The sequence below is a fragment of the Bradyrhizobium sp. B025 genome (assembly GCF_042257955.1).
In the GTDB taxonomy this organism is placed as follows: domain Bacteria; phylum Pseudomonadota; class Alphaproteobacteria; order Rhizobiales; family Xanthobacteraceae; genus Bradyrhizobium; species Bradyrhizobium diazoefficiens.
Genome location: NZ_CP170150.1, coordinates 8,216,257 through 8,242,677, shown reverse-complemented (window position 1 = coordinate 8,242,677; position 26,421 = coordinate 8,216,257). Strand labels below are relative to the sequence as shown.

The 26,421-nt window shown below is 58.9% G+C and carries 25 protein-coding genes and 4 pseudogenes; 14 read left to right on the top strand and 15 right to left on the bottom strand.

Annotated features, from left to right (window positions below):
- Positions 1-23: 23 nt before the first annotated feature.
- From ACE10W_RS39010 to ACE10W_RS38995, 4 genes and pseudogenes are all read left to right on the top strand, one after another.
- Positions 24-2,006: a conjugal transfer protein TraG gene (locus ACE10W_RS39010; protein ID WP_018269525.1), complete on the top strand. Its 1,983-nt coding sequence runs from the start codon at positions 24-26 to the stop codon at positions 2,004-2,006.
- Between the two features lie 7 nt (positions 2,007-2,013).
- Complete coding sequence (locus ACE10W_RS39005; RefSeq protein WP_011082874.1) at positions 2,014-2,454, top strand: ribbon-helix-helix protein, CopG family; 441 nt, start codon at positions 2,014-2,016, stop codon at positions 2,452-2,454.
- Positions 2,451-2,552: pseudogene (locus ACE10W_RS39000) on the top strand (P-type conjugative transfer ATPase TrbB); the annotation flags it as partial. The gene ACE10W_RS39005 and the pseudogene ACE10W_RS39000, both read left to right, overlap by 4 nt.
- Positions 2,553-3,088: 536 nt before the next feature.
- A complete protein-coding gene (locus tag ACE10W_RS38995; protein WP_014490264.1) occupies positions 3,089-3,484 on the top strand; it encodes a GFA family protein in 396 nt (131 codons plus the stop codon).
- Positions 3,485-3,812: 328 nt separating this feature from the next.
- On the opposite strand, the gene ACE10W_RS38990 is transcribed toward ACE10W_RS38995, so the two are convergent.
- Complete coding sequence (locus tag ACE10W_RS38990; RefSeq protein WP_011082871.1) at positions 3,813-4,052, bottom strand: AAA family ATPase; 240 nt, start codon at positions 4,050-4,052, stop codon at positions 3,813-3,815.
- 166 nt (positions 4,053-4,218) lie between these two features.
- Here ACE10W_RS38990 and ACE10W_RS38985 point away from each other — a divergent pair, with 166 nt between their 5' ends.
- Entirely contained in the window at positions 4,219-4,341 is a 123-nt protein-coding gene (locus ACE10W_RS38985) for a hypothetical protein (RefSeq protein ID WP_256379488.1), read from the top strand.
- A gap of 109 nt (positions 4,342-4,450) precedes the next feature.
- Here ACE10W_RS38985 and ACE10W_RS38980 read toward each other — a convergent pair whose 3' ends face one another.
- The 5 genes from ACE10W_RS38980 to ACE10W_RS38960 all read right to left on the bottom strand — a co-directional run bounded on the left by ACE10W_RS38980 (position 4,451) and on the right by ACE10W_RS38960 (position 6,426).
- On the bottom strand, positions 4,451-4,732 hold the full coding sequence (locus ACE10W_RS38980; RefSeq protein ID WP_375762485.1) for a helix-turn-helix domain-containing protein: 282 nt from the start codon (positions 4,730-4,732) through the stop codon (positions 4,451-4,453).
- A 257-nt stretch (positions 4,733-4,989) separates the two neighbouring features.
- Entirely contained in the window at positions 4,990-5,346 is a 357-nt protein-coding gene (locus ACE10W_RS38975) for an ABC transporter permease subunit (RefSeq protein WP_011082869.1), read from the bottom strand.
- Positions 5,347-5,358: 12 nt separating this feature from the next.
- Complete coding sequence (locus tag ACE10W_RS38970) at positions 5,359-5,661, bottom strand: transporter substrate-binding domain-containing protein (RefSeq protein WP_014490263.1); 303 nt, start codon at positions 5,659-5,661, stop codon at positions 5,359-5,361.
- Positions 5,648-6,004, bottom strand: coding sequence for an IS66 family insertion sequence element accessory protein TnpB (tnpB, locus tag ACE10W_RS38965; RefSeq protein WP_011082867.1), 357 nt, complete (start codon positions 6,002-6,004; stop codon positions 5,648-5,650). The genes ACE10W_RS38970 and tnpB overlap by 14 nt, the downstream gene beginning before the upstream one ends.
- Positions 6,001-6,426 (bottom strand): transposase, encoded by a 426-nt coding sequence (locus ACE10W_RS38960; RefSeq protein WP_011082866.1) that lies wholly within the window; start codon positions 6,424-6,426, stop codon positions 6,001-6,003. Before ACE10W_RS38960 ends, tnpB begins: the two co-directional genes overlap by 4 nt.
- A 78-nt stretch (positions 6,427-6,504) precedes the next feature.
- On the opposite strand from ACE10W_RS38960, the pseudogene ACE10W_RS38955 reads away from it, so the two are divergent.
- Positions 6,505-6,659, top strand: a pseudogene (locus tag ACE10W_RS38955) (TrbI/VirB10 family protein); the annotation flags it as partial.
- Between the two features lie 179 nt (positions 6,660-6,838).
- Here the strand turns inward: ACE10W_RS38955 and ACE10W_RS38950 are convergent.
- Positions 6,839-7,042 (bottom strand): polysaccharide deacetylase family protein, encoded by a 204-nt coding sequence (locus ACE10W_RS38950; protein WP_223154120.1) that lies wholly within the window; start codon positions 7,040-7,042, stop codon positions 6,839-6,841.
- Between the two features lie 324 nt (positions 7,043-7,366).
- Between ACE10W_RS38950 and ACE10W_RS38945 the strand changes: the two genes are divergently transcribed.
- On the top strand, positions 7,367-7,552 hold the full coding sequence (locus tag ACE10W_RS38945) for a hypothetical protein (RefSeq protein WP_011082864.1): 186 nt from the start codon (positions 7,367-7,369) through the stop codon (positions 7,550-7,552).
- An 82-nt stretch (positions 7,553-7,634) separates the two neighbouring features.
- On the opposite strand, the gene ACE10W_RS38940 is transcribed toward ACE10W_RS38945, so the two are convergent.
- The 4 genes from ACE10W_RS38940 to ACE10W_RS38925 form a co-directional block, all read right to left on the bottom strand.
- Positions 7,635-7,874, bottom strand: a complete 240-nt coding sequence (locus tag ACE10W_RS38940; protein ID WP_014490262.1) for a recombinase family protein — start codon at positions 7,872-7,874, stop codon at positions 7,635-7,637.
- A 64-nt stretch (positions 7,875-7,938) separates the two neighbouring features.
- Positions 7,939-9,519 carry a recombinase family protein gene (locus ACE10W_RS38935; protein WP_011082862.1) on the bottom strand — a complete coding sequence of 527 codons (1,581 nt, stop codon included), beginning with the start codon at positions 9,517-9,519 and terminating at the stop codon, positions 7,939-7,941.
- 92 nt (positions 9,520-9,611) lie between these two features.
- Positions 9,612-9,899, bottom strand: coding sequence for a hypothetical protein (locus ACE10W_RS38930; protein ID WP_011082861.1), 288 nt, complete (start codon positions 9,897-9,899; stop codon positions 9,612-9,614).
- Between the two features lie 96 nt (positions 9,900-9,995).
- Positions 9,996-10,838, bottom strand: a complete 843-nt coding sequence (locus ACE10W_RS38925) for an acetoacetate decarboxylase family protein (protein ID WP_011082860.1) — start codon at positions 10,836-10,838, stop codon at positions 9,996-9,998.
- Between the two features lie 1,182 nt (positions 10,839-12,020).
- Between ACE10W_RS38925 and ACE10W_RS38920 the strand changes: the two genes are divergently transcribed.
- The gene (locus ACE10W_RS38920; protein ID WP_011082858.1) at positions 12,021-12,779 is read left to right on the top strand and encodes a glucose 1-dehydrogenase; all 759 of its coding nucleotides are present in this window, start codon (positions 12,021-12,023) and stop codon (positions 12,777-12,779) included.
- A 45-nt stretch (positions 12,780-12,824) separates the two neighbouring features.
- Complete coding sequence (locus tag ACE10W_RS38915) at positions 12,825-14,585, top strand: oleate hydratase (protein WP_011082857.1); 1,761 nt, start codon at positions 12,825-12,827, stop codon at positions 14,583-14,585.
- Here ACE10W_RS38915 and ACE10W_RS38910 read toward each other — a convergent pair whose 3' ends face one another.
- Entirely contained in the window at positions 14,586-15,011 is a 426-nt protein-coding gene (locus ACE10W_RS38910) for a hypothetical protein (RefSeq protein WP_223153801.1), read from the bottom strand. It abuts the gene before it with no gap.
- A 318-nt stretch (positions 15,012-15,329) separates the two neighbouring features.
- Between ACE10W_RS38910 and ACE10W_RS38905 the strand changes: the two are divergent.
- A pseudogene (locus ACE10W_RS38905) lies at positions 15,330-15,554 on the top strand (ATP-binding protein); the annotation flags it as partial.
- A 675-nt stretch (positions 15,555-16,229) separates the two neighbouring features.
- Here ACE10W_RS38905 and ACE10W_RS38900 read toward each other — a convergent pair.
- A complete protein-coding gene (locus tag ACE10W_RS38900; RefSeq protein WP_011082855.1) occupies positions 16,230-17,339 on the bottom strand; it encodes an IS630-like element ISBj5 family transposase in 1,110 nt (369 codons plus the stop codon).
- Between the two features lie 156 nt (positions 17,340-17,495).
- A complete protein-coding gene (locus tag ACE10W_RS38895) occupies positions 17,496-17,786 on the bottom strand; it encodes a hypothetical protein (RefSeq protein WP_011082854.1) in 291 nt (96 codons plus the stop codon).
- 1,027 nt (positions 17,787-18,813) lie between these two features.
- Here ACE10W_RS38895 and ACE10W_RS38890 point away from each other — a divergent pair.
- Both ACE10W_RS38890 and ACE10W_RS38885 read left to right on the top strand, forming a co-directional pair.
- Positions 18,814-20,814 (top strand): cytochrome c, encoded by a 2,001-nt coding sequence (locus tag ACE10W_RS38890; protein WP_011082853.1) that lies wholly within the window; start codon positions 18,814-18,816, stop codon positions 20,812-20,814.
- A 125-nt stretch (positions 20,815-20,939) separates the two neighbouring features.
- Positions 20,940-22,172 carry a cytochrome P450 gene (locus tag ACE10W_RS38885; protein WP_011082852.1) on the top strand — a complete coding sequence of 411 codons (1,233 nt, stop codon included), beginning with the start codon at positions 20,940-20,942 and terminating at the stop codon, positions 22,170-22,172.
- A 1,270-nt stretch (positions 22,173-23,442) separates the two neighbouring features.
- Here ACE10W_RS38885 and ACE10W_RS38880 read toward each other — a convergent pair.
- Positions 23,443-24,572, bottom strand: a protein-coding gene (locus ACE10W_RS38880) for an IS3-like element ISRj2 family transposase (protein WP_109866565.1) whose coding sequence is annotated in 2 segments (ribosomal slippage) — positions 23,443-24,320 and positions 24,320-24,572 — 1,131 coding nt in all. Because the reading frame shifts where the segments join, the coding sequence is not laid out codon by codon here.
- 132 nt (positions 24,573-24,704) lie between these two features.
- On the opposite strand from ACE10W_RS38880, the pseudogene ACE10W_RS38875 reads away from it, so the two are divergent.
- Together ACE10W_RS38875 and ACE10W_RS38870 are read left to right on the top strand one after the other, a co-directional pair.
- Positions 24,705-25,890, top strand: a pseudogene (locus ACE10W_RS38875) (transposase).
- The gene (locus ACE10W_RS38870) at positions 25,890-26,213 is read left to right on the top strand and encodes a hypothetical protein (RefSeq protein WP_014490252.1); all 324 of its coding nucleotides are present in this window, start codon (positions 25,890-25,892) and stop codon (positions 26,211-26,213) included. The pseudogene ACE10W_RS38875 and the gene ACE10W_RS38870 overlap by 1 nt, the downstream one beginning before the upstream one ends.
- Positions 26,214-26,421 lie beyond the last annotated feature (208 nt).

Genomic DNA, 26,421 nt, shown 5'->3' with positions numbered 1-26,421 from the left:
GACGTCAGGAGAGGGCGGCCGCCATGTCGGCGACCAAGATTCTTTGGGGGCAGGTCATCATGGTCTTCGGCATCGTCCTGCTCACGATCTGGGCCGCGACGGAATGGACGGCTTGGCGCCTCGGCTTTCAGCCGCAGCTCGGGCAGCCCTGGTTCGAGCTGCTCCATTTTCCGTTCTACCTTCCGCCTGCCTTCTTCTGGTGGTGGTATGCCTACGATGCTTACGCGCCCTCAATCTTCACCGAGGGCGCCTTCATCGCGGCATCCGGCGGCATCATCGCTGCGGCGGTCGCGATCGGTATGTCGGTCTGGCGCGCCCGCGAAGCGAAGAATGCCGAGACTTATGGGTCCGCGCGGTGGGCGAAGGCAAAGGAGATCGAGCAGGCTGGATTGCTTGGACCCGACGGCGTGGTGCTCGGCCGCTTCGAGCGCACCTATCTTCGCCATGATGGACCGGAGCATGTCCTGTGCTTCGCACCCACGCGATCGGGCAAGGGCGTCGGCCTCGTCATCCCTTCGCTCTTGACGTGGCCGGGCTCGGCTATCGTCCACGACCTCAAGGGGGAGAACTGGCAGCTCACTGCCGGCTTTCGCGCCCGACACGGCCGTGTCCTTCTGTTCGATCCGACCAACGCGAAGTCGTCGGCCTATAACCCGTTGCTCGAGGTGCGCCGCGGCGAGTGGGAGGTGCGCGACGTCCAGAACATTGCCGACATTCTGGTCGACCCGGAGGGCAGCCTCGAGAAGCGGAACCATTGGGAGAAAACCAGTCACGCCCTGCTGGTCGGCGCGATCCTCCACGTCCTCTATGCCGAGGAAGACAAGACGCTCGCCGGTGTCGCAGCCTTCTTGTCCGATCCCAAGCGGCCCATTGAGACGACGCTTGCCGCAATGATGCGAACCGCGCATCTCGGCGAGGCCGGTGTTCATCCCGTCGTCGCGTCCGCTGCCCGCGAGTTGCTGAACAAGTCCGGCAACGAACGCTCCGGTGTCTTGAGCACCGCCATGTCGTTCCTGGGCCTTTACCGAGATCCCGTGGTGGCGGAGGTGACGCGGTGCTGCGACTGGCGGATTACCGATATCGTTGGCGGAGAGCGAGCGACCACGCTGTACCTTGTCGTGCCGCCCTCCGACATCAATCGCACCAAGCCGCTGATCCGTCTGATCCTCAACCAGATAGGCCGCCGCTTGACCGAGGATCTGCAAGCCAAGGCCGGCCGGCGCCGGCTCCTCCTGATGCTCGACGAATTCCCGGCGCTCGGCCGGCTCGACTTCTTCGAGTCTGCGCTGGCCTTCATGGCCGGATACGGCATCAAGAGTTTCCTGATTGCTCAGTCGCTGAACCAGATCGAGAAGGCCTACGGGCCCAACAACTCGATCCTTGACAACTGCCACGTCCGGGTCAGCTTTGCGACCAACGACGAGCGCACCGCAAAGCGCGTGAGCGACGCGCTCGGCACGGCGACCGAGATGAAGGCGATGAAGAACTATGCCGGCAGCCGGCTGGCGCCTTGGCTGGGCCACCTCATGGTGTCGCGGTCCGAGACCGCCCGCCCGCTGCTCACGCCCGGCGAGATGATGCAGCTCCCGCCCTCCGACGAGATCGTCATGATGTCGGGCCTCCATCCGATTCGGGCGAAGAAGGCGCGCTATTACGAAGATAGACGTTTCCAGGAGCGCATCATGGCGCCGCCGATGCTGACGAAATCCAATGGCGGCCGGTTGGACGATTGGAGCTCAAGGCCATTGCCGCCGCGCCCAAGGGCATTGGAGACGTTGAACGACGACCAGACGGATGACGAAGATCCAAAGGCCGCCGACCGCAGGCAGCAGCCGGAACTCGATCGAGACACGGTGGAGAATAAGGAACCACTCGAGAACGAGTTCGCTTCGGACCTCGTGGATGAGCTCGATGAAGATGTCCCGCGGATCAGGCGCATGAACGACATGATGCAGGGCGTGGCGCGCCAAGCCTCCCTCGATCCCGGCGACGATCTCGGATTGTGAGGTAGCCATGATCGGGACAAAAAAGAAGGCTCAGCTGTCGGTCTATCTCGATCCTGATGTCATGAAGGCGCTATCGGCCTACGCCGCCCGGCGCGAGCAGTCGCTGTCGCTTATCGCGGAAGCCGCGATCGCTTCCTTTCTGTCGCCGGACGCCGATGAACGGCGAGAGGCTGCTACTGCCAAGCGTCTTGACCAGATCGACCGCCGGATCGCGCGCCTTGAGCGGGATGTCGGGATTTCGGTCGAGACTATCGCTCTCTTCATCCGCTTCTGGCTCACGACAACACCATCACTCCCCGAACCCGCCGCCAAGGCCGCGAGAGCACAGGCCGGAGCGCGTTATGATAATTTCCTTGCCGCATTGGGCCGCCGGCTCAATCAAGGGCCGAAACTGCGGCAAGAAATCCCGGAGGATGCCCAGCAGACTGACTCGTCCCCAGGCGAGTGATGCTCAACCCCGACGGTCGGCTCTGGATCGATTGGCTGTCTGGCGGGTTGGAGGATAGCGGACGAACGATGTCCGCCGCCGACGGCGAGCGGATCGTGGACCATCCAAAAAGTGTTAGGCGACCCGCGTGCTCAACTGCGAAATGCATGCCCTCCCCTGGATCAACTCGATCAGAGGCGACCCCCTGGCCCCGTATGCGACCGTCTGATGCGAGCTATATCCCTCGACGGCCTGCCAGGATCGACTGCGACCTAGCGAGTGATGTCAACGGGATGAGGGGGGATCCTGTGTTTGCGACAATTGTACAAGCGTTGCCAAGATTGCCTCAGTCGAAGACACGGATAGTGTTCGCACATTCACGCTCGATTTCCCAGACTGGTTAACCAATGACCTCGCCATTGAAGCGGGCGTATCTTTAGACGGTGTGTGTCTCAAGGCGACGACTGGCATTTCTTCCACCCGAGTTCTTCTCGACTCCAATCGAGCGAGTAAGCCAGGAGCCAATCAGCGCGCCGCGCCCGTGACTTGCTGGCGGAGTTGCGGCTATTATGTGTTTGCGAACAGGATCAACGAGATTTTGTCAGGCCCCATCCGTTGATCTATCTTCGGTCGGGCTTCTAGAGACAAACCGCCGATGATGAAGACGTACACCGGCTCGTGTCACTGCGGCACCGTCCGTTTCGAGATCGACGCCGATATCGACCATGTGCGGGTTTGCGACTGCTCTATCTGCTCGAAGCGTGGCGCGCTGATTTATCGCGTCGCCGAGGGCGACTTCCGGCTCCTGACGCCCCTCCAGGAGTTGTCGGTCTATCGCTGGGGTTTATTCACTGCGGCTGACTATTTTTGCCCGGTTTGCGGTATTTTGCCGTTCCGCAAACCAAGCCAGCCCACCGCAGCAGAACGCGAAGCCGGCATTCGGCCGTTCGACGGATGGGCAGTGAACGTGCGTTGCCTGAAGGACTTCGATCCGTTTTCAGTGCCCGTTCGGCAGATTCACGGCAGCAGGCTGACAATTGATTCGCCATAGCGGCCCTTGCCATGGACTTTCCGTTCGACTGCACGTGTTTATAATTGGTGATGTTCGTTGGACGTCGGCACTCAAAGAACGAAATCGGCCCTTTCCACCACGCTGAGTTTGGGAGTAGTGCCACTTCATAGCCGAGCATCGGGAAAACCTTCAGAAGATGCTCGTTTTCGACAGGCATCCTCGAAATCATGACGCGTCTCTTGATCGGTCGCGTGGATGGCCGGCCAAGGCGGAAGCGATGAACACGCGTCGATGATAGTGGCGTGCCTGTCCGAGTTCCTTGTCGCCGGCTCGCCTGTCACGCGTTCGAGACCCGCTGCGGCGTCGATCAGGCCGCGATCGAATAAACCCAGCCGTCGAACGCACTCGCTCGCGTCAGGTTTTCAAGGGAAAGATCAAACGCACTGTGCAGGCGCGCTTCAATACCTGTCCCGGGCAACGCGGGAACGCCCGACTCCAATTCCTTCCTTACGACCGGGCGTCCAGGCTCATCTATCGTCGCGTAGCCGCGTCGGCCGAGTTCGGTCAGCAGCGTGGACTTCCCACAGCCGGGGCATCCCGAGATCACGGCGAATCGATCAGATATTCTTCAAGCTCAATTGGCGCTCCAATAGACTTGCCTGATGAGGCGTAATCTCCGCGCCTTTGCGCCTCCGGACACATCACACGTGGACTACGAAAGATCGCCCCAGTGGGGATGAACCCGGTTGCCGTGGTCAATCGGCTGCGTACAAATGGTTGAAAAAGTCGAGGCAATTGCGATTATCGAAGTCTCCTCTTCCGATGCGACCGCGCCCGCCAATGCATTTCGCGAACCTGCATCCGGCAACCAGTCGTCACTCACTCCCGTGCTGTGAAACGCACTCCAATTTAATCACAGCCCTGTTCGGCCGGCAAAGAAGGCTTGTCGGGCGAAATTGGTGTTCTAAGTCCCTCAATTGGCTACGTAGAAGCCGTTGAAATTCGCTATTTTTTCTTGCGACGTGGACCCGCTGGCTTGCGGCTTTTAGGCAAGGTCTTCGGAGACCTAGCACCTTTGGACGGCAGAACAAAGAACTCGGACAACTGCACGTCCAGCGTTTCGGCGATGCGGTCGAGAAGATCAATCGTCGGGTTCTTCGATTGCCGCTCAAGACTACTCATGTAGGAGCGGTCGATCCCGGCCTTCCAAGCCAATTGCTCCTGCGAGATACCCCGATTCACGCGAATCCGACGCACATTCCAGGCTACAATCGCACGAGTTTTCATACGTCAACTCATGCCATGGTGCTAGGCCTCAAAACACTGGCTATAATCCCGCTATTATTTCTTGGTCGGTGTTCCTCGACGTGATCTAGCCTCAAACGCGGCCGGGACCGTGATCGATGCACGTGGGCAGTCGGCGTCCCACGCGCTTCGCACGATGCCCGCGGCTTAGGATGTCGACAGTGTATCGGGGTATTTCGCCTCTAAGCTTTGGCCTATCTCCGAAAAAGCGCTCAAGACCGCATCGATCTGATCCCGTCCTATTCCAGCGTAGATGACCAACCGTACGTATCGATCGCCATAAGGGACGACAAGCACGCCCAATCCCGCTTCACCCAGCGTCCAAGATTTGAGGGCAGGAGCTCCGGAAAGACGTAGAACCACAGGAACATCTGGATCAGCAATGGCACGTTCCGAAAGAGAGCTGTGTAGACGAAGCCTATTCCACGCACCGCTCTCGATCGAGCAGTGCGGGCTGTACCGACTAAGGTTCCGATCGCAAGCGCTAGGAGGAAGCTCACCACCGCCATGACTATTGTGAGACGCAGACCTTCCAGCAGCCATCCAAGCTGCGGCTGCTGGAAGAGAATACTCCAGTTCCAATTGTAGGAGAGCATTCGACCCAGCCGCTATTGAGGGACTGCTTGCGCTTGCAAAACGGTCTCGAGCTTCTCGCTCAGTGGAATTCCAAATTGGTCAAACCACTTGTGGTAGAGAGATGTTATCTCTCCCGAGCGAAAGAGCTCGGCCAGCGTCTTGTTGACAGCCAAGCGAAACGCAGAGTCGTCACGGCGCATCATTAACCCGTACGGCTCGAAGGAGAGCGGGCGGCCGACGACCTCCAGACGGTCGCGAGCCGGCTTTTGTCGCAAAGTGTAGAGGATCGCGTCGTCCGAACAAAACGCGTCGGCGCGATCGCTATCGACAGCCAAGAGTCCTTCTGAAAAATTCGAGATGTTTAGGATTTTCACGTTTGGGACCTTTAGTTTCTGGACCCATCTGCGCCGCCGAGATCGATACTGCGCCGTCCGACGCCGAAGGCCATATGAACTTGCCGCGATCCAGGCGCTTGGCGTAGAGCGACATGCCCAGCCCGTCATGCCAGAGGATCTTGACCAGATCGCCGCGGCGACCCCGGAAGATGTAGAGATCGCCAGCATGAGGATCGCGCTTCAGGCTCTCCTGGACCGCAAGCGCCAGGCTTTGCATCCCGCGGCGCATGTCGGTGTGGCCGGTGGCGATCCAGACCCTGACGCCGCTCGGGATCGGGATCATCGCCGTCTCAGAAGCTCAAGAACCCGCTGCAGCGCCTCCGCGTCCACGTCCCGGTCAACGCGCACGCGACAGCCGCCCCCAAGCTCGATCTCGATAATGCCGGCCCGTGCACGTTGCGCAGGCGGTGAAGACACCGGTTGTGGCGCGCCACTCGAGATCGGAGCCGCCGCAGGCGTCATCTCAACCGGAACAAGCACCGGCGCGGCATCCCCGCTCAACTTGCCTTCCCGCGCCAACCGGCGCCACGTGAACAATTGGCTTGTCGACAGCCCGTTACGTCGTGCCGTGACCGACACCAGACGTGGCCCGCCATAGCTCTCGGTGACGATTCGCTGCTTTTCTTCCAATGTCCAACGACGTCGAGCGCCTGTCGAGACGACTTCAAGTCGGGAAACCTTCGGCATAGGCATATGGTCAGTCATACGCCTATGTCTTCATCCTCCATCAAACCGCACAAGGCGGTCCTCCCCGGAGCGATACGTCGTCTATGCCGAGTCGCTGGACGACCTAGCAGCATCAGCCAGACTGGCCAGCAGATCTGCAGCGCCAGCTCAACATCCAGCCGACGCTGACCATCCGGCCAGGTTTCCCCGTGCGGGTCATCGTTACCCGCGATTTGGTATTGGCACCCTACGGCAAGGGAGGAACGCCATGACGAAGCTCAAACTCGGTCCGCTACGCGACATCCCGGTCTGGCGTATCTTGATCCATCATGCGTTGCCGAACGCGGCCGTGCCATATTGACGGTGCTCGGGTTGCTTGTTGGGGGAGTGGTCACGGGCTCAATCCTTGTTGAGACGGTGTTTTCGTGGCCCGGGATGGGCAATCTGCTTATCACGTCGATCGGCAGCTGTGGTGCGCTACGGTGTGGCCCTGGGCGGCCATACGCCGCACGAGCTCGGGAAATTCCGCCGAGGATCGGCCCACCAGAAAGAACGTGGCTCGCGCGCATTCCTGTGCGAGCGCAGCCAACACCTTATCCGTGTTCGGCGGCCGCGGTCCGTCATCGAAGGTGAGGACGACTTCATAGTCCGCCATCTGCGAGTTCGGTTTGATTCTACGCTTCATCGCGCGATTCAAACACGGTGCACCTTTGTGTGTCGATATAATTAATGACTCAATACGTGTTATACAAAAGAATACAACTTAAACGTTGACATGGCCGAATGGTATTTCCTATCGTCGCATCCAGAAAACCTCGTACGGCAGGCGTAAGCCATCTTGCGCGCCGGCAGTTTGCCGAAGGCGTAACTGACGATCGTAGAGCGCTCCGTAGGGAGCGCTCTACGTATTTGAGCAACGCGGCCGGCAAAAGCCGGCATCTGATGGCCCCGGCACGCTCCGAAAAGGTGGTAATAACCCGTGCGAGACCTGATCATCGAAGCCTTTGACAGCGTCATCCGCTGCGAGATCGCGGAAGCAGACGACGTTCGCAAGGAAATCGCCCAGCGCGGCGCCTACTGGGCCGGCGACGAGATATGGAAGCTGGGCCGCCAAGTCGCCGCGCTGCGCAAGCGTATCGCCGAGCTGGAAGAAACCGACGCATGATCTCAGCAGACCGCGAGTATCTGCTCGATGCCCCTCTAGAACCGTGGCTTCAATCGCTTCGAGCGGCACCGTGCGCCGGTTATCACAGAAACCAGTTTCCTTCATGCGCGTGCAGATCGTTTGCCTCAGCAGTCATCCACTGCTCGCGCGGGTTTTCGCGGCTGATGCGCTTGCCGGTCTCCGGGACCTTTATGAACCTTTGGCGGTTCCAGATGATCCGCCCGGCGTACTGAAGGATGCCGTTCAAGCGCTTGCGGCTACCGTCAATGGTCGAGGCGTTCCAGGCGCCGCCACGTGGCCCGGGTACGCCTTTCTTGTTCAAGGCAGTTGCGATGTCGCGTGGCGAGTTGCCGCCTTCAACGGCTTCTTCATCTGCGGTGTTAGACTCACGAAGGCTTTTCCTTGCCGACGCATTCGATGAGGAAGCGTGACAGCGCTTCGAACGTGTCAAATCGGTTTATGGTGCGGCCCTTATAGACTTCCTTTGAGAACCAGAACATGCGACGACTGAAGGTGAGCCACGCCGAGGGCATCAAGACATAGTCGAAGATCGCTTCGTTCTTCTCGTCCAGCCGAACCGCGACAACCCATCCCTTCGGCCACCTCACGCGGTATTGCAGCGTCCAGCGCAAGGGCCGGTTTTCATAGTTGCGGCATCTCGCGACCCGAAAGACGACATTCACGACATTGTCGATTCGAAGACATTCAGTCGAAGCATTGAGGGTGGCACTGCGACCAAGTCTCTCGAAGGCGTCTCGAAGGCGAGCAGCATTGCTAAGCTGAAGGGCGGCCCACCGTTGGTGCGACGCGTATTTGTCAAACCATTCTTGATTGCCGTTGTACCCAATAAGACGGTAGATGTTCCGCAGCGCGCCGAAGTGCAAAACATACGATGACATGGACGGCAGTCCCGGACTTGAATTGATAATCGTCTTACTAAGCTTGCCTTTCTTCATCAGGACCTTACGGAGCCGAAGCAACATTTCCTCTTCGGGAATGCTGACGCGCCCCTCACCCATAATCTTTTGCGCGCGCCGGAATGCGTCGCGATGGACGATAGGTTCGATGGCATTCTCTTTTCTGATCCAGAGCTCCCTTGGGTTGCGCGTCACCTTGGCGCCAAGTTTTCTGCTTTTGCGATTGTAGGTCAGAACGCCGATATAAGCTTCGTTCCGGAGGAGGTCACCGACAGCCTTTCCAAGCCACGGTCTTCCCTGGCTATTCAAGATCCCTCGCTGGTTGAGCTCTCGGGCAATGGTGGCCTGCGATTTGTGACGGAGATATTCGTGGAGAATCCAATTCACGATCTCGACTTGATCGGGCGCACCGGGGATGAGCTTGACATGGTCGGTAAGCAAAGATTTGCGCTGGCCGATCGTTAAAATGCCCTTCGGTCTGCATTGATCGTCGACGAGACGTCGTTGGAACGCGTAAGCCGTAGGGCCGCCCATTTTGAAGCCGCGATGCGTCAGCCGGACTGACCCTGCGAAAACTTTGGCGGAGAGTTCCCGACTGAACTCAGCCGCCATCACTCTCTTAATATTCTTCATGATGCTGGCGAGAAGGCTTCCGTCATTGTCGAATTGCTCCGCGCAATAAGCAACCTCGACGCCCGCCCTGCGGCAGATGAACTCGTAGTGCGCGCTCTCGTCAACGTCCTGAAAGCGTCCCCATCGGCTCACGTCGAAGACAAGCAGATGAGCGAAGTCAGCGCGTCCCGATTGCACGTCTTCAACCAGTTCGGTAAGGCCCCCCCGGTTTTCGATTCTGAGGCCGCTTTCTCCCTCGTCACGATAGGTGTGGACGATGGTTAGCTTGTGAAGTTCGGCGTAGGTCGCGATGACCACTGCCTGATTCTCAATCGAGTATTGCTGGTAATCCGTCGACATGCGGACATACTGCGCCGCCCGTCGCGCTTTCTGCGACTGAGGCAGACGTTTCGCGTGTACAACAAGGGTGTTCCCCATGTTGCCTCCCCGCGGCTATATCGCGCCGCGCTGTATTGCGCATCGCAAACCATTTAGGCGCATCATCAAGTCCGCGCCATCGGAAAGTGTATTCAGAAAGAGTCAACTGCTATGTCGTTTTTCTTGAAAGCACGTTGCGGCGGGCGAAGCGAGCTGCAGAGAAATGCGGGTTTGCGCTTTTGGGCCCGTAGCCGACATGTCCGGCGCAGCTCTTTCGTCTGCTTCTGACGAGGCAACCAGCAGGATATCGTCGTTGTCCTTGTCGATGATGTTGAACGCCCATCCATCATGGCTGTGGCGATCGCCACGTCGGCCTTCTTCTCCTTATTGCCGCTATTCTTGTTGTAGACGTGGGTCTTGAAGCCGGCCTTGTCGACCATCTTCCAGAATGAGTCGCCGGGGAGGTGAACCCCACATACCGCCCGTCAGCTGGCAAACCGACAGCGCTGGCAGCAATTTAGGATTGGATGAATTCTTCAAGCTCGTCGATCATCGTTTACCGGGTTTGATTCCTCCGAAAGGATATCAATGGCCTCGAGCCTTGCGTCATACTCCTCGTATGTGCCGAGCAGGGCTTGGCCAACTGTCAAGTTGTGCACGGGATCGATAATCGAGGGGGAGTCGTAAGTTAGGGAGGTTGGTCCAGTAAATAGAACTTCTTCGCCACGCTCGTCGCGTCGCAACGTTCGGTCCGTACACCATTTGACGAGTTGCGTGACCTCTCCCTTCCCGGACTCAATGATGGGCGGCAGCTGCCGAACCGAGTAGAAATTCGTCCGCGCAGAATACATCTGCCGCGAATCCGAGCTCATGCGCTCGTCTGGTTGAGCGGTAAGGGTCAGCAGGCGCTTGCCTTTCGGACGCTCGAGCGTACCCTGAATTAGACCGCCTTCTCTGATCAGTCTAATGTGCGCCAGCTTTTTTGGAGCACCAAGAACCTCTCGTCCCGAGGCGAGAGCTGCATCATTTACCGTCACGTAAATGTAAGGGATGTAGTAGCCAGTCTCGCCGTCGGGATCACGAACTTGAATTCCTGAATAGCACTCCAAGTATGGCCCGACAGTGCTTGAGCGATAGCTCGCGACCCCCACAATGGCGATTGCAGGGTTTGCTGCAGGTGCTAGTTCCTTCGGCAATAAACAATTCGCCTCGTGCCCCACGCTGAACATAAGGTTTATGGCTTGGCAGCCGAGAAACGCACCGCCACGATTTTTGCCCCCATGGTAAAGAGGCGCATCAAGCGGAATGCCTTTGACGTCGGGCATCGCATCCTCCTTGATCTCAGAACAATTCGCGCGGTTGGAGATTGAGCTATTCATCTCACCGCGCCTCTCCGGTTGTTGAAGCGCCCCTGAAGCGACTGTACTGCGCTGGCAGCGATGTGGGTTCGGTAGTCCGTGCGGCACATCGATCCGGTGATAGCGATCTTCGCTACGCGAGGCCGCAGTGCCGTTTCTGCGCCTTGCACCTCAATCCGCCGGATTAAACGATCCGAAAACATCCGACACGCTTGACCTTTTCCATTCTAGAAGCCGGCAGCTGTCCTGTGCTGCCGGATGCGCCTGATTGTGCATCCATTCCGGCGGAGCCTGCTCACCGATGATGACGTCAAGGCGAGTGGGTGATTCCTATTTGTCTATCAGTCGTTATGCAACGTCGATGCCAGGCACCTCGTGCGGTTTATACGGCTCACTGGCTGACGTCAAATTGGGTACGAGTGACCCGACAACTTTCGACCCTTGTTCTGTTGCCTTCCTCGCTTGTCCGATTGACGACGCGATGTCGAAAGCCCGACATGATCAAGTATCCGGACAGAAAGTCGATGAGGCTCTCTCACGAGTTTTCGCAACAGCCTCGATTAAACCAGATCAGCGTAACATTGTCGCTGCGCATGGTCGAAAACGCAGGCCCTGACATCGCCGTCTCGGTGGAGAGTCGGAAGACCTCCGGCGCCTGTGCAAGAGTCACGTGAGGCTGACTTCCCATCAGAGTCTCGGCGCGCCGATTGCACGGAATGGATACTCCAATTCGCAAGACTAAGGAGAACCTCATGCGTTCTGCGCCCCACTTTTCGATCCACAAGGAGCTCAGCACCGTTCGGCACCGGTATCGCTCCGCTCGCGGGTACCGATCCTATCTCCGAAACCGGAGGAAATTCGGTCGCAAATTGTCGGCGTCTAGAAGGCGGGGTAGTTCGGCAAAGCCAATGCAATAATCCAAAGGATGGCTAACGCCTGAGCGGCGGAAGCATGTTCGCGACGTGAAATCGTTATCGAAGTGCTTTAGCGCCAATTTACACGGGTACTGCGCACAGGCTTTGGGAATCAAAGATGATACGTAGCAGAGGGCAGATCGCCAAGAGTCCGGGGCGTGGTGCAGACCGCAACTCTTGGCTTGCCCGACTTTCAATGCTCGTTCTCAACCATTTTGATCAACACGCCCGTCATCCTTTTTGATGCTGAAAACCCCTGCACCGCCACTGATCGAGGGAACCAAGAGTTATGGGACGTGTGAGCGAAAAAGTCATTTTGGTAACCGGCGGGGCTCAAGGGATGGGGGCCGCTCATGCGCGCCTGCTGGTAGCCGAGGGCGCGAAAGTCGTGATCACCGATATTCTTGACAATGAAGGAGCGACTTTCGCGGCCGAACTTGGCCCATCCGCGATCTATGTGCGTCAAGACGTCGCTCAGCCAGGGGAATGGTGCCAGGCGATTGCGGCTGCGGAGGGCAAGTTCGGCGCGGTGCACGGCCTCGTCAACAATGCAGGCATAGCGAGTATGGCTCCCATCGAGCGGTTCCCGCTCGAGCAGTGGGAGAAGACCCTGGCTGTCAATCTCACCGGTGTATTCTTGGGAATGCAGACTGCCCTACCTGCGATGCGCCGCGCGGGCGGAGGCTCGATCGTCAACATCTCGTCGGTCGAGGGGATGAGGGGTAGTCCTGGGCTTCACGCCTATGTTGCTTCCAAGTTCGGCGTGCGGGGCATAACGAAGTCCGCTGCCTTGGAGGCCGCCGCGTCCGGCGTTCGCATAAACTCTATCCATCCGGGCTTCATCAACACTCGGATGACAGAGAACATCGATCTTTCCAGTTTTCCAATTCCGCTCGCGCGGCCAGCCGAGCCGCAGGAAGTGTCACAGGCAGTCTTGTTCCTGCTTAGCGACGAGTCCTCTTATCTTACCGGCTCCGAAATCGTCGTCGATGGCGGTCTGACGATCGGCGTCCCGCAGAAGGGTCAGGCGGTCGAAAACATCTTCTGACTATCAGCGGACGGATTGTCACATCAAACGAGATCGAATGTCGCGATGTATTACACCAGTGGAAATTACGAAGCTTTTGCTCGGCCCCGCAAACCCGCCGGCGTGGATAGCAAGACAGCATGGTTCGTTGGTTCGGGGTTGGCTGCGCTCTCCGGCGCGGCCTTCTTGATCCGCGACGGGCAGTTGCGTGGCGACCGTATCACCATCCTCGAACGACAGACGGTTCCGGGGGGCGCGTTGGACGGTTGTCAGGATCCGGAAAGGGGATTCGTGATTCGAGGTGGTAGAGAGATGGAGGATCATTTCGAGTGTCTCTGGGATCTGTTTCGTTCGATCCCATCGCTCGAACTTGAAGGCGCCAGCGTGCTCGATGAGTTTTACTGGCTGAACAAGGATGATCCGAACTACACACTACGGCGGGCGACGGTGAAGCAGGGGCAGGATGCCCATACCGATGGCCTCTTCACACTGAGCGAACAGGCCCAGAAAGAGCTGATTGCCCTTTTTCTTGCCACTCGTAAGCAGATGGAGACCAAGCGCATCGACGAAGTGTTCGGAAGAGATTTCTTCAACAGCAATTTCTGGCTCTATTGGCGGACCATGTTCGCCTTTGAAGAATGGCATTCAGCCCTCGAGATGAAACTTTATCTGCATCGATTCATCCACCATATCGGCGGCCTGCCGGATTTCAGTACGCTGAAGTTTACCAAATACAATCAATATGAATCGCTCGTTCTGCCGTTATCCAAATGGCTGTTGGCGCAAGGCGTCAACTTTCGCTACGGGGTCGGAGTCACCGATATCGATTTCGACATAAAGCGTGGCCGCAAGCAAGCCACAGCCATCCGCTGGCTGGAGAATGGCATTGAGGGCAGTCTCATTATTGGCGCCGACGATCTTGTTTTCATGACGATCGGGTCGCTGACCGAAAACTCGGACATGGGGGACCATCACACGGCCGCCAGGCTCAACGAAGGACCGGCGCCCGCCTGGGATCTGTGGCGGCGTATTGCGGCCAAAGATGCGGCCTTTGGACGCCCAAATGTCTTTTGCGGCAATATTCCTGCAAGCAAATGGGAATCGGCGACGATCACGACCCTGGACAAACGCATTCCAGCATACATCCGCAAGATCGCCAAACGCGATCCGTTCAGCGGCAAGGTTGTCACAGGAGGCATCGTTACGGTGAAAGATTCGAGCTGGTTGCTCAGTTGGACCACAAATCGCCAGCCGCATTTCAAGCGCCAGCCCAGCGATCAAGTCGTCGTCTGGGTCTATTCGCTATTCGTCGATAAAGCCGGCGACTACGTGAGGAAACCGATGCAAGATTGTACGGGCGAGGAAATCACGCAAGAATGGCTTTATCACCTCGGTGTGCCGGTTGCGAGTATACCGGAACTCGCCGCTGGGGCCGCCAAGACGGTCCCGGTGATGATGCCCTACGTCACTTCCTTCTTCATGCCGCGGCAGGCGGGCGACCGGCCAGATGTTGTGCCGAAAGATGCGGTCAATTTCGCCTTCATCGGCCAGTTCGCGGAGTCGGGTGAACGGGATTGTATCTTCACGACGGAATACTCCGTTCGGACCGCGATGGAAGCCGTGTATATCCTCCTCAAGATTGAACGTGGCGTGCCCGAGGTATTCAACTCGACCTATGATATTCGCAAGCTGCTTGCAGCAATGGGTAGACTGCGCGACGGCAATGAAATTGAGATCCCGGGACCTGCGTTCCTGCGCGAGCTCATTCTAAAAAAGATTGAAGCGACTGAGCTTGGCGAACTACTCAATAAATATCACCTGAGGTGATTAAGGCAGCGGACGCTGCGGCTTCGCTCGGATAGAGAAGCGCTGTCCTGCGCCGTGACGGCTCGGACTCGCCAAGGCGCGGATCAAACGTTCGCGCCGATCTTCCAGGCAACCTTTAGGCGTACTCTGGAATTCGGTGTTCTTTCGGCTTGATGTTATTCTCGCCACACGCATCCGATTAACCTCTTGCCACGAGGTGAGGGCGAAACTAGCTAGTGGCTCGTCACAGTGATCTTGATGGTTTGATACCGGCCAGCTTAGGATAGGCAAGTTTTCTGGCGGCACAAGGACTTCGATGCTTCTGGGGATGCAGGATTCGGCGGGTGGCCGTCCGGACATGTGCGAATAGGTATAGATGAACGCCAGATAATGGCCCTGCTTCTCGGTAAAGCGTGCGCCTGGTTTTTGACTCATGGATCGATTCATCCGTGCCTCCTTAGTCGTCCGTGAAGAACAGGTAAGGGGCTGATCTGGAGTCGTTGTTTTTCGGCTGCGGCGATTTTGTGATTGCAGGCTTTGACAGTGCGGTAGCTCGGAACCTGCAATTTGCAGTTTGAGATTCCCTCGAATCGCACGGCATGATTCGGCGCTCGTATCGGGAGGAGCCGATGCGACCGAAGAAGCCGAAGGCGACGGACGAAGGTGATCTGTTCCGGGCCAGGCTCAAGCAGGTCATCAACATGGAGCACGAACTGGTTCAGCACGCCGGCAAGATCAATTGGGACTGGATCGACTATCGACATGAAGGCGCCGCGCGGGCTCGACAAGCCGCTGTTCCAAAAGCTCGTCGCCGGCGAGTGGATCGACCGGCATCAGAACCTGCTCATCATCGGCCCGACCGGCGTCTGCAAGAGCTGGATTGCTTGCGCCTTGGGCCACAAGGCCTGCCGCGACAACCGCTCCGTGCTCTGTCAGCGGCTGCCGCGGCTGTTCGAGGCGCTTGCCCTCGCGCGGGGCGACGGCCGATGGTTGGGTTGCCGATGAGCTCCGCGCTTTGACTTCCTTGTAGACGTTGCTGATCGACATCGCGGATGTTGCGACACCGCGCCATCGACGAACCGCGTTCGGATGCGAGATCGGCGTGATAGCCATCGATCTTGGCGAGCATCTCCTGCACGAGCGCCGGATCAAAGTCGATAGCGACTGCTGCTGACTTTGCCGTCGTTTGTCCCTGTTGCGTTGCTTGGCCTCGGCGAGCTCTCATGCGCTTGACCTTGCCGATGATGGCGTTGCGAGATACGCATCGCCACCCCTCGCAGACACCGAGTGGCCCGCGCTCCACATGCATTGCAGAAGCGACACCTCCTCAGAATCCCATGCCGATGTGGCTTGATTGACCATCGTTCGTCATCGTCACGAGCACGAGTCGATAGTCGTTTTGATTGTCGCCAAAAGCAGTGCGTGTCGATGTTTACGCTTGTTCGCCGCTATTCGATGTTCGGAAAGGTTTTTGGCTGCGACGATCGGCCTGCCTTATAAAATAGGCAGACGAACGTGTATTTATGCCTGCGGTTGCATCGTGTCCGGAAAGTTGATCCGCTTACGTTAACGGCTGTTGACAACATGCGTTAACGGCGTTGCAATCACCAGCACGACAAACGGCGGTGAGTTTACCAACTAACAACAGCAGCTAGTCACATGAATCTAAAGTTCGCCACATAGAGTCTGCTGGGCTTTGTGGCAAAAGCGTTTGACGGAAGCCAAGATCTGGTCTGCGGACTTGGTCCATTTGAAGGGCTTCGGGTTGTTGTTGTGCAATTCGATGAAGGTACGGATGTCGGCTTCGAGCTGCCTGACGGAGGTGTGAACACCTCGCCGGATCTGCTTTCTGGTGAGTTCAGCGAACCAGCGCTCGATCTGATTGATCCACGACGCGGAAGTCGGCGTGAAGTGGACATGATAGTGCGGCCGGCGAGCGAGCCACGCTTTAATCTTGGGGGTCTTGTGGGTAGCGTAGTTGTCCATGACGATATGGACAGCGAGCCCCTCAGGGATTTGAGCGTCGATCTCTTTGAGAAACTTCAAGAACTCGAGCGCCCGATGGCGCTTGTAGCATTTGCCAATGACGAAGCCGGAAGCGACATCGAGCGCGGCAAACAGCGTGGTCGTACCATGCCGCACATAGCTATGCGTGCGACGTTCCGGCACCCCAGGCATCATCGGCAAGACCGGCTGCTCGCGATCGAGTGCCTGGATCTGGCTTTTCTCATCGACACTGAGGACAACGGCTCGGTTAGGCGGCGACAGATAAAGCCCGACAATATCGCGCACCTTATCGACGAATAGCGGATCGCTCGATAGTTTAAATGTCTGGCTGCGGTGCGGCTGCAAGCCGAACGCCGTCCACATTCGGCGGATCGTGGTGTGAGAAAAGCCAGTATCCGCAGCCATCGAGCGGATCGACCAGTGCGTTGCGTCGGGCGGCGTCGTACGCAATGTCCGCTCGATTACCTCGGCAACCTGATCATCGTCGATGGTTCGAGGGCGGCCCGGGCGGGCTTCGTCAAGCAGGCCATCACAACGATCCTTCAAGAATCGGCGGCGCCACTTGCCGACGGTGTGTTCATGGATGCCAAGTTCGGCAGCCACAGACTTGCTTGGCAGACCAACTGCACACCGCAGGATCGCGCGGCATCGCTCAGATAGCGATCGGGCTACACGATGACGACGAACTTGCCTCTCCAAGTACGCCCGCTCCTGCGAACTCAGCACCAACGGCGCGATCGGCCGGCCTTTCACACCTGCATTCGCCACGAGCGCTCTCCTCTCTAGAGATCCGAGCGATCAACTAATGTCACGAACTTCCGTTCCAGATGACTAGACCACGACGGCGTTACTGCTCGCACACGGCTACTAGCGTGGGTACCCGAGCGTTTGCGCGGAAGGATGGGCCATGCAGTCGATCCCTTGCTAGGTGTCGTCGGTGCCGGGGATCGTGCCGTTCTCGGAATACTGCCAGAGCTTCCGGTGCCGCGACGCCGACGTCTCCGGAGGTGACGATGCTGACGTCGACTCGACTTCAACCATTTCAACAGCGACGATGCAAACTTGGTCGCTTGGATCAGCCCTGCGGGCAGCAGGCCGCCGGAGCCGCCGCCGCCGCCGCCGCGGATGGTCGAGCAGCGCCTGGACGGCCTCGTGCAGATCGTCGAGCGGCTCAAACCCACCTTCGAGAAGGTCGTTCAATTCGAGCCGCAGCATCTCGTCATCCCAATCGGTGCGTCGAAGGCCTCGAAGAGACGCGACCAAGCGCGAAGCTCGAGACAATACCCGAGAGTGTACCAACAGCAACGGGACAGCTCGCAGAGATGGAAGCAAAAGTAAAAAGATCAAACAGCGTCATAGCAAGTCCGCCGATCTGGAAGCTAAGCGCGCGCTGAACCGCCTGAAGGAGGTTGACCCGGAGGGATATGAGGCCTTCCTTCGTAAGCGCGAGAACCGCGGGGACACTGGCGGTTTCGGCCCGGCTGGACGGGCGAGGCCATAGTCACCACCACATTCCTCGCCGTCGCATTCGCACAACTCTGGCGCGTCGTCGCCATGCGCAGCAGCCGCTCCGGTACCGTTTTCAACGAGTTCACGCGCAATCCATGGGTCTGGCTGCGCTCGGCCTGTACGGCCCTCTGCTCGCAGTCCCTCTCTACTGGCCGCCGATGACAGAGGTCTTCCACGTCTGCCACCGACGCTCACGATGTGGAGCATTGTCGCGGGCTACAGCCTGACGCCGATGCTGCTAATTCAGGTCAGCCGCGCCGTCATCGTGCTTGCCAAACGAAGCCGTTAAATGGTAGCCGCGTTGCTTGGCTCGAATTCGCCGTCTGCATCATCGTGATCGGCGTGGCCGGATGTATGCTCATGGTCATTGCGCCCTACGGAGTCCTGATCTCCGAGTGCGAGCCTATTGCCCTCAGGCGCCCGGCCAATTCCGTTCGCTCGCGTTCCCGCGGATTACAGCCCCCCGATCTCCCACAGCGGACCCAACGTCACTGCAAATTCGATCGCGAGGATGGGATGGCGGCTCGAACAAGAGCTCGTCCGAACGCTCTAGATGTTCTTGTTATGCGGTCAAGTTCGCCCATTCCACAGACCACCGATTGTGACGTCAGAAAGAATAGTGATCGCGTCTCAAGGACGTCAACAGCAGGGGTAAGCCTACAAGATCATGTAGTTGTAGTATTACTGTTTGCACGGCTCTCTGCTGGAGGCCGTTCGCTGACACGGGGGAGCCATGTCGACAGTTACCAGCGCAATTCGGCGCCTTTGGTGGCGACGCTTTCTTGTTCTTCTGGCGATCATCGTGGTCATTGCTTTGATCGCAGTCATGACCAGCTCCCAGCTTGGCGCGACAATCGAAGCTCTGACGCCGCCTGGTCTCCCTGAACCGGTTTCCGCGAGCGAGCAGGTTTCGCTCGATCAGGGCTGGAACGCCGAAGACGCCGATCGATTCCATCATAAAGCCCAGGGCACGCAGACCTTACCGATCCCGCTGTCATGGTTTCTCGCCCTGGAAGCGCCGCTGAACTCGCCTTTCGCTATCCCCTTTTTCAAACGAGAACGGTTTTCTGACAACCGCTATTTACTGCGGTTTGGATTCATAGAGTCTGCCGAAAGCGAGAACAATGAGTACGGTTTGCCGATCGGCTTTGCATATTCGCCGTTTCAGTCGATCCGCGGACTTTCGCGTAAGGAGACTGCCGTTGGATTGACCTGTGCCGCGTGCCATACCGGCCAACTGATCTTCAAAGAGAAGCGCTATGTCATTGAAGGCGGCCCCGCCGTGACCGATCTCGGTCAATTGACAAATGCGCTCCGCGCTGCGCTCGCACAGACCGCTTTGTCGGCAAAGCTACCCTTCTTCGACGGTCGCTTCGGGCGGTTCGCGAAGCGCGTTTTAGGAACCGAGTACAGCGATCTTACACGCGTCCAACTGTCCAAGGAGCTCGATGGAATACTTGGTGCTCTGATCGATCAGCCCGCTGGGATCGACGTCACGGAAGGGTTTACCCGCCTCGATGCGCTCAATCGCATCGGCAACCAGGTGTTCGCACTCGACCCCAAGCGCTACGGCAACTACGTCAACCTCAACGCCCCTGTCAGCTACCCGCACATCTGGACATCGTCATGGTTCGATTGGGTGCAGTACGACGGCTCGATTATGCAGCCATTGGTGCGCAATGCCGGCGAGGCGATGGGGGTTTCGGCGGAGCTCAACCTCACCGCCCCGCCCAAGGGGGGACGTTTTGCCAGCAGCATCCCCTTCGATAATCTGCACTGGATCGAACAACAGCTCGCTGGAAAGGACCTGCCGCTGGTGGCGAAAGCCTTCACCGGACTGAATGCGCCAGCCTGGCCCGACAGCTTTCCTGCGATCGACAAAGCCAAGGCCGCCGTGGGAGCCCAACTCTACGACAAACATTGCAGCGGCTGCCATCTTCCAGCGCTGACGCCGGACATCGTGCACGGCAAGGCCCCGGACGCGGAGTTCTGGAAGAACTTCGGCCCTATCCGCTGGCGCGGTCGCGATGGGCAGGAGAAGCAGACGAGGGAATCCGTACTCAACGTCAAGATCATCAAGCAAAGCCATATCGGCACCGATCCGGCCCAGGGCGACGTGCTGCGCAATCGCACCGTGGACACCGCCGGCAGCGAACTGGCCAGGGCGGGCCAGAGCAGCCCAGGGCTCGGCCTCGACATCGATGTCTGCCAACGGAAGGCTGACAACACGCTGGATACGATCCACCTCTCGGACCATGCGATGCAACTCTACGCGCTTGCGCTCGGCGCCGTGGTCCAATCCGGCATCGACGAATGGCTTCGGTCGACCGGGACGGTCCAAGCGGAGATCGAAGGCGATCGGCCGAACTGTCTAGCGGCAGGTTTCGGCTATAAGGCGCGTCCGCTGAACGGCGTATGGGCGACTGCGCCGTTCCTGCACAACGGCTCGGTGCCGACGATCTACGATCTGCTCAGCCCGGTTGCGGAGCGCCCACAAGTCTTCCTGCTCGGTGAGCCCAGCTTCGATCCTGTCCGCGTCGGTATCGTGACACGGACGGTCGCTCCTGAAGGCAGGACCTACGACAGCAAGGGCTACTTCATCATCGATACGTCGAGGCCCGCCAATCGCAATACCGGCCACGAATTCTCGAACGAGAAGCATGAGGGCGTCATTGGCCCTGCGCTGTCTCCGGAGGAGCGCAACGCAATCATCGAGTTCCTCAAGTCGATCTGAAATTGATTGGGTCAGCTCCAACTGGAGCAATAGCGAAGACCATCTCGCTCCCGCAGGGGGAAAGGTGGACGGAAGCCCGGATCGACCGACCAGGCGAAGCTTTTCGGAGTTAGGGTGCGGCAGCAATGGCGGAACAGAAACAGGGGCCGGCGGCGAAGTTCCTGAAATGGATGATCGCCAAACATCCGGATGCATTGTTCGCATTCATCCGGCGCGTCAGGCCCAACCTGGCGTTGGGCGCCGCGGGGCCGGTGTTCATCACCCGCTTCCCCGACGTGCAGGAAGCGCTGAGCCGCCCCGACATCTTCAACGTCACCTATGCGCCAATGATGGACCCTTCGGTCGGCCCCTTCATGCTCGGCCGCGACTGCACCGAAATAAACCAGCGCGACAAGGGTATCATGCGCGCCTTCATGCGCATGGAGGATCTGCCGGCAATTCGCCAGAAGGTGCGCAGCCTCGCCAATGCGTCTGTCGAAAAGCAGATCTATACCCAGAACCAGATCGAGGTGGTCAGCACGTTGTCGCGCCTGGTGCCCATTCAGCTGACCCGAGAATATTTCGGCTTTCCCGGCCCCGATCTGGCCTCGATGTTCCGCTGGTCGCGCGCGACGCAATATGACATGTTTCACAACCTGGACAAAGATCCGAAGGTGCACCAGGACAACATTGACGCTGGGCAGGAGATGCGCGCCTATCTGACACAACTGCTCCCGCAGCGGCGCGAGCAGCTGAAAAATGGGGCGCCGCTCGAGGACGTGTTCAGCCGCCTGCTGAATAGCCATTTTGACGATTCGATCGGCTTCGCCGACGAACGCATTATTACCAATATGATGGGCACACTGGTCGGCGGGATTGAGACCACATCGGCGGCCATCGTGCAGCTGCTCGACGAGTTGTTCAAGCGCCCGAGGATCCTGAAGGAGGCCATCGACGTCGCCAGCAGCAACAACGACCATCTGATGTATCGCTATTGCTGGGAAGCGCTGCGCTTCAACCCGATCAATCCGTTCGTGGTGCGCCACTGCCGGACCGATTACCGGATAGCCAAGGGCTCGCTGCGCGCGACGACAATCAAGGCCGGCAGCACGGTGCTGATCTCGACCCGGTCGGCGATGCGCGATGGCTTGCAACTGCCGGCGCCGTCCAGCTTCGCGATCGACCGGCCGGAGTCGGTCTACATGCATCTGGGCTACGGGATGCACACCTGCCTCGGCGACCAGATCAGCCGCATCCAAGTTCCGGAAATCGTTCGCCGCATCCTGCAAATCCGGGGCGTCCGTCCCGCCGCGGAGATTGACTACGCAGGAGGGCCGTTTCCAGAGCGTTATCCCATCACCTACGACACGCCGGTCTGAAGGCCGGACTTCCCAGCAACGAGCCGCGAGTACCGATCCGGCCGCTGGCGTGGCGGCCTCTGGCGTCAGCACTAGGTCGGTCGTCGCGAAGTCTCCGTCACGCGATGCGCGTGAGATGCGTGAGGCAATAATCAATCGTGTCGGTGGTGTGTTCCGCTTGCGAAACACATCAATAGATGAGAGGCAGAGCTTCGCATGCGCGGCTACTACATTGGCTTACCGAGGAAATGGTTTAAGCGAACGGAAGCCGTACGCTGAAGCGGGCCTCGGCAACCGGCAGTTATGCACGAACATCGCGCAATCAGCGCAACAGCAATGATACGCTCAAACGGCACCTGCAGGATCACCATTACGCACGACGCCGACGACTACAAACAGCGCATAGCATCGAGCGCTGCTTCTGCTCGCTGATACACTCTTTCGACGCTTGGCACCCGTTATGACAGGCGAATAGGACAGGCGAACCGTAATTTTACCGGCTTCTTCATCGATCTCGCGGCCGCATTGGTCTGCGGTTGCACGCGTTTCCCCGTAGCTGTCCGGATTGGCAAGTGTTGGAACACGGTGTTCTACTTGAAAGAACACCGGCTGAGGGATTTTATACTTAAACTGTCTTTTCACTAAATTCCGGTGGCGAGGCCGCGGGACTGCATCGTCTCGCGGCCCCATTGATTTTTCGTCGTTGAGGTCCGGGCGAGCTCCTCCACCGAATTCCGACTCTTTACTCCCAGAAGGGGTAATCGCTTCGATCGCCCGTTGGCATTCAGACGCGTCAAATTCGGGCCGTCGGCAAGTCCTCGCTGGACAGCATTCCGGAGTATGTTGTCGTGGAGTGCACATGGCTGCTGCCAACCTGATCGACAGTAGCGACAGCGATCGTACGAAAACGCGCTCCGCATCGAACATGGCGCGTGCTGTTTGACGTCCCAAGATGGCTGGAGTTCTCCCATCGAGACAGCTTCGGCCGAGCTTGTTTGGCTTTCTGGCTCTGCCAAAGGGCAGAGCCAGACTGATACAACAAAGTCGGCTCGCTGTCGCGCGCGCCATCGAAAACTGCCCCCTCGACGTCACGAGGAATTGCCCCCTCCTTGGATAGCCGAGGAGAGAGCGAATGAACGAGGAACAGAGCTGGCCCCGGTTGTTTGGACAGCGCCCCGCTGGATTTAAGTGGATTCCTGCCGGGTTATGCTGAACGCGGGGCTTTACGATTTTGTCGTTGCGTCGGGAGGGCGTAGCCCGACCAGAGCGACGACAAAATCGTCGGCGACGGTCATGCGGCCATCACCATAGCTTGCGTGCCGAAGTAAGCCTCGTCGGGCGTGCGCCCGTCAAGGCTCGAGTGAGGGCGTCCCTGATTGTAGAAGGCCAGATACTTGGCAATTGACGCTCGCGCCTCGGACACGCTGTCGTAGGCGCGGAGATAAACTTCTTCGTATTTGACCGTGCGCCAGAGCCGCTCGACAAACACGTTGTCGCGCCAGGCGCCCTTGCCATCCATGCTGATGGCGATCTTCGCGTCCAGCAGCACATCGGTGAACTCGAGGCTGGTGAACTGGCTGCCCTGGTCCGTGTTGAAAATCGCGGGCCTGCCGTGCTTCGCCAACGCCTCCTGGACCGCTTCGACGCAGAAGGCCGCCTCCATTGTGATCGAGACGCGATGGGCCAGGACCCGTCGGCTGAACACATCGACGACCGCCGCGAGATAGACGAAGCCACGCCGCATCGGAATGTAGGTGATGTCCATTGCCCACGCATGGTCGGGCCGCTCGATCTTCAATCCGCGCAACAGGTACGGGTAGATCTTGTGACCCGGAGCCGGCTTGCTCGTGTTCGGGCGACGATAGACCGCCTCGATCCCCATGCGCTTCATCAGCGTCGCGATGTGGCGGCGACCGGCGTATACCCCCTCCCGCCGCAGCAACGATCGCAGCATACGCGCTCCCGCGAAGGGATAATCGAGATGCAGCTCATCGAGCCGACGCATCAAGGCAAGGTCCTCGGCCGAAACTGGCCGAGGTTCATAGTAGACCGTGCTGCGAGCCAGCTTCAGGACCTTCGCCTGGCGCACGATAGAAAGATCATGACCGCGGTCGATCATCGCTTTGCGCTCAGCAGGCCCGCCTTGGTGAGCGCGCCGGACAAAAAATCGTTTTCCAACGCCAGCTCGCCGATCTTGGCATGCAACGCCTTCAAATCGACCGGCGTCTCGGCCGATGTCTTGTCATGCCCAAACACGCCGGCGGCGCCTTCCAGGAGCTGGTTTTTCCAGATCGTGATCTGGTTCGGATGAACATCAAACAGTTGCGCCAGCTCCGCCAGTGTCTTGTCTCCTTTGACCGCAGCCAAAGCAACCTTCGCCTTGAATGCCGGAGAATGCGTCCGGCGGCTCTTCTTCGTCATCTTCGCTCCTGATTCGCAGCAAGAATCCTCGCCGCTGTCAGGCAGAAAATCCACTCAAGCTACTGTCCGAATTTGCGGGGCCAGCTCTAACGAATCAAAGGCTTGTCGTGGAGTAATTCACAGGGGCAGGTGATGAATACGCCGGATGACGTGACGGAGATGTTGCACCTGAGGGTGTGTGGGTGAGGTCTGAAGCGGATTGCGCGCCAGCTGGGCTGCAGACGGTGAAGGACTACGTGGCGCGGGTGGGTGAAGCCTTCAAGTCGCCTGAGCGGGCGAAGCGGGTCATGGCCTTGAAGGCTGGCTGCGCGAGAGGTTCATTCGACATCGCGGCAATGCGGATGCGGTCCGTCACGACCTGTTGGCCGAAAACGGCTTGGCGGTCAGCCGGCGAACGCTGCGACCAGCCGTGCAGCCCTACCGCCAGGCACTGAAGGCCGAAGCTCTGGCGACGACCCGGTTCGAGACGCCCCCGGGGCGGCAGCTACAGATCGACTTCGGCGAGCGTCTGGTCGATATCGGCGGGGCGAAGGTCAAAGCATTTGTGTTCGTGGCGACCCGCGCCGAAAAGCAAGAGCACTGGTTCGCTGGGCTCGAGAGCGCATTCACGACCTTGCCGGAGGAAGTGCTGAAGGACAATCCACGCGCGCTCGTGGTGCGCCACGACAGGTGAGCCGGTCGGTTCAGTTTGACGACAAGCTCATCACGTTCGCGAAGCATTGGGGCTTCCGTCCTCGCGCCTGCGCACCGTATCGGGCGCGCACAAAGGGCAAGACGGAGAATGGCGTCCGCTACGTGAAGAAGAGCGTGATCGCGGGGCATTCCTTCGCGAGCTGGGAGGCATTCGAGACGCATCTCGCCGAGTGGGAGGGCGGGGTGGCGAACGTACGTATCCACGGCACGACGGGCGTGGCGCCGATCACTCGCTTTGCGTGTGACGAGGTACACCGGTCGAAGCCGCTCGGCGTCGCTCGGATCGCCGCGCGAACTGGCCCGCGTCGTCGGCAACGATTGTGCTGTCGAGATCGATACGAACAACTACGGTACCCTGGCGGCTGATCAGCGAGCGCGTGGCGGTGACGGTCGCGGCTGGCGAGGTGCGCATCCACCATGGCATGCGCGAGGTTGCGGTCACAGGCAATCGGAGGATCGCCGGCTGCGGATCGTCGAGTTCGCCCACCTCGACGGGGTTGCCTGTCGCGATGGCGCGGTCTGCCAACCAGCAACCGCGACACCGACAGTGCCGGCGCCTTCACCACTGCCCTCGTTGTTACGTCCTCTTGCCGAATACGAAGCTACGATCGGAGGGAGCTTCTGATGGTGCGTACAAAGAAGGTCACCGAAGCACCAATCGATTGGCTGGGGGCCATGCTGGCGCGCTCGCAGCTCTCCGGCATCCGCGACCAGCTCGACAACCTGCCCGACGAGACGGCGCGCGTGAACCTGTCGGCGCGTGAGACGCTGATCCTACTGTGCGAGCGCGAGGTCGTGCGCAAGGATCATAGACGCAGCCGTCGATCGACCGAAGCAGATCCGCGACCTGGCCGCCGTCACGTTGGATCGCCAACGGCGAGAACGTGCTGCTGCTCGCGCGCTCGAGTCAGGTTCATGCTGCCCACCTCGCTACCCCCTTGGAGTTGAGTTTCTTTTTGACCCGGATCGCCAGACGATGGCCGCCGGAACCGCCGCGCCCTTGACTTGGGGATGTTCCAGATCAACCGCTTTGACCATCCACGGTGCGCCTTTGCACAGCTGCTGCGCAGGCAAGCTCTGTTCTTCGATCAGACGGCGAGCCGTCGAAGGACTGACTTTCAACGCAGCTGGGCGCGCTCGTCCTCTCGGTAGGCCG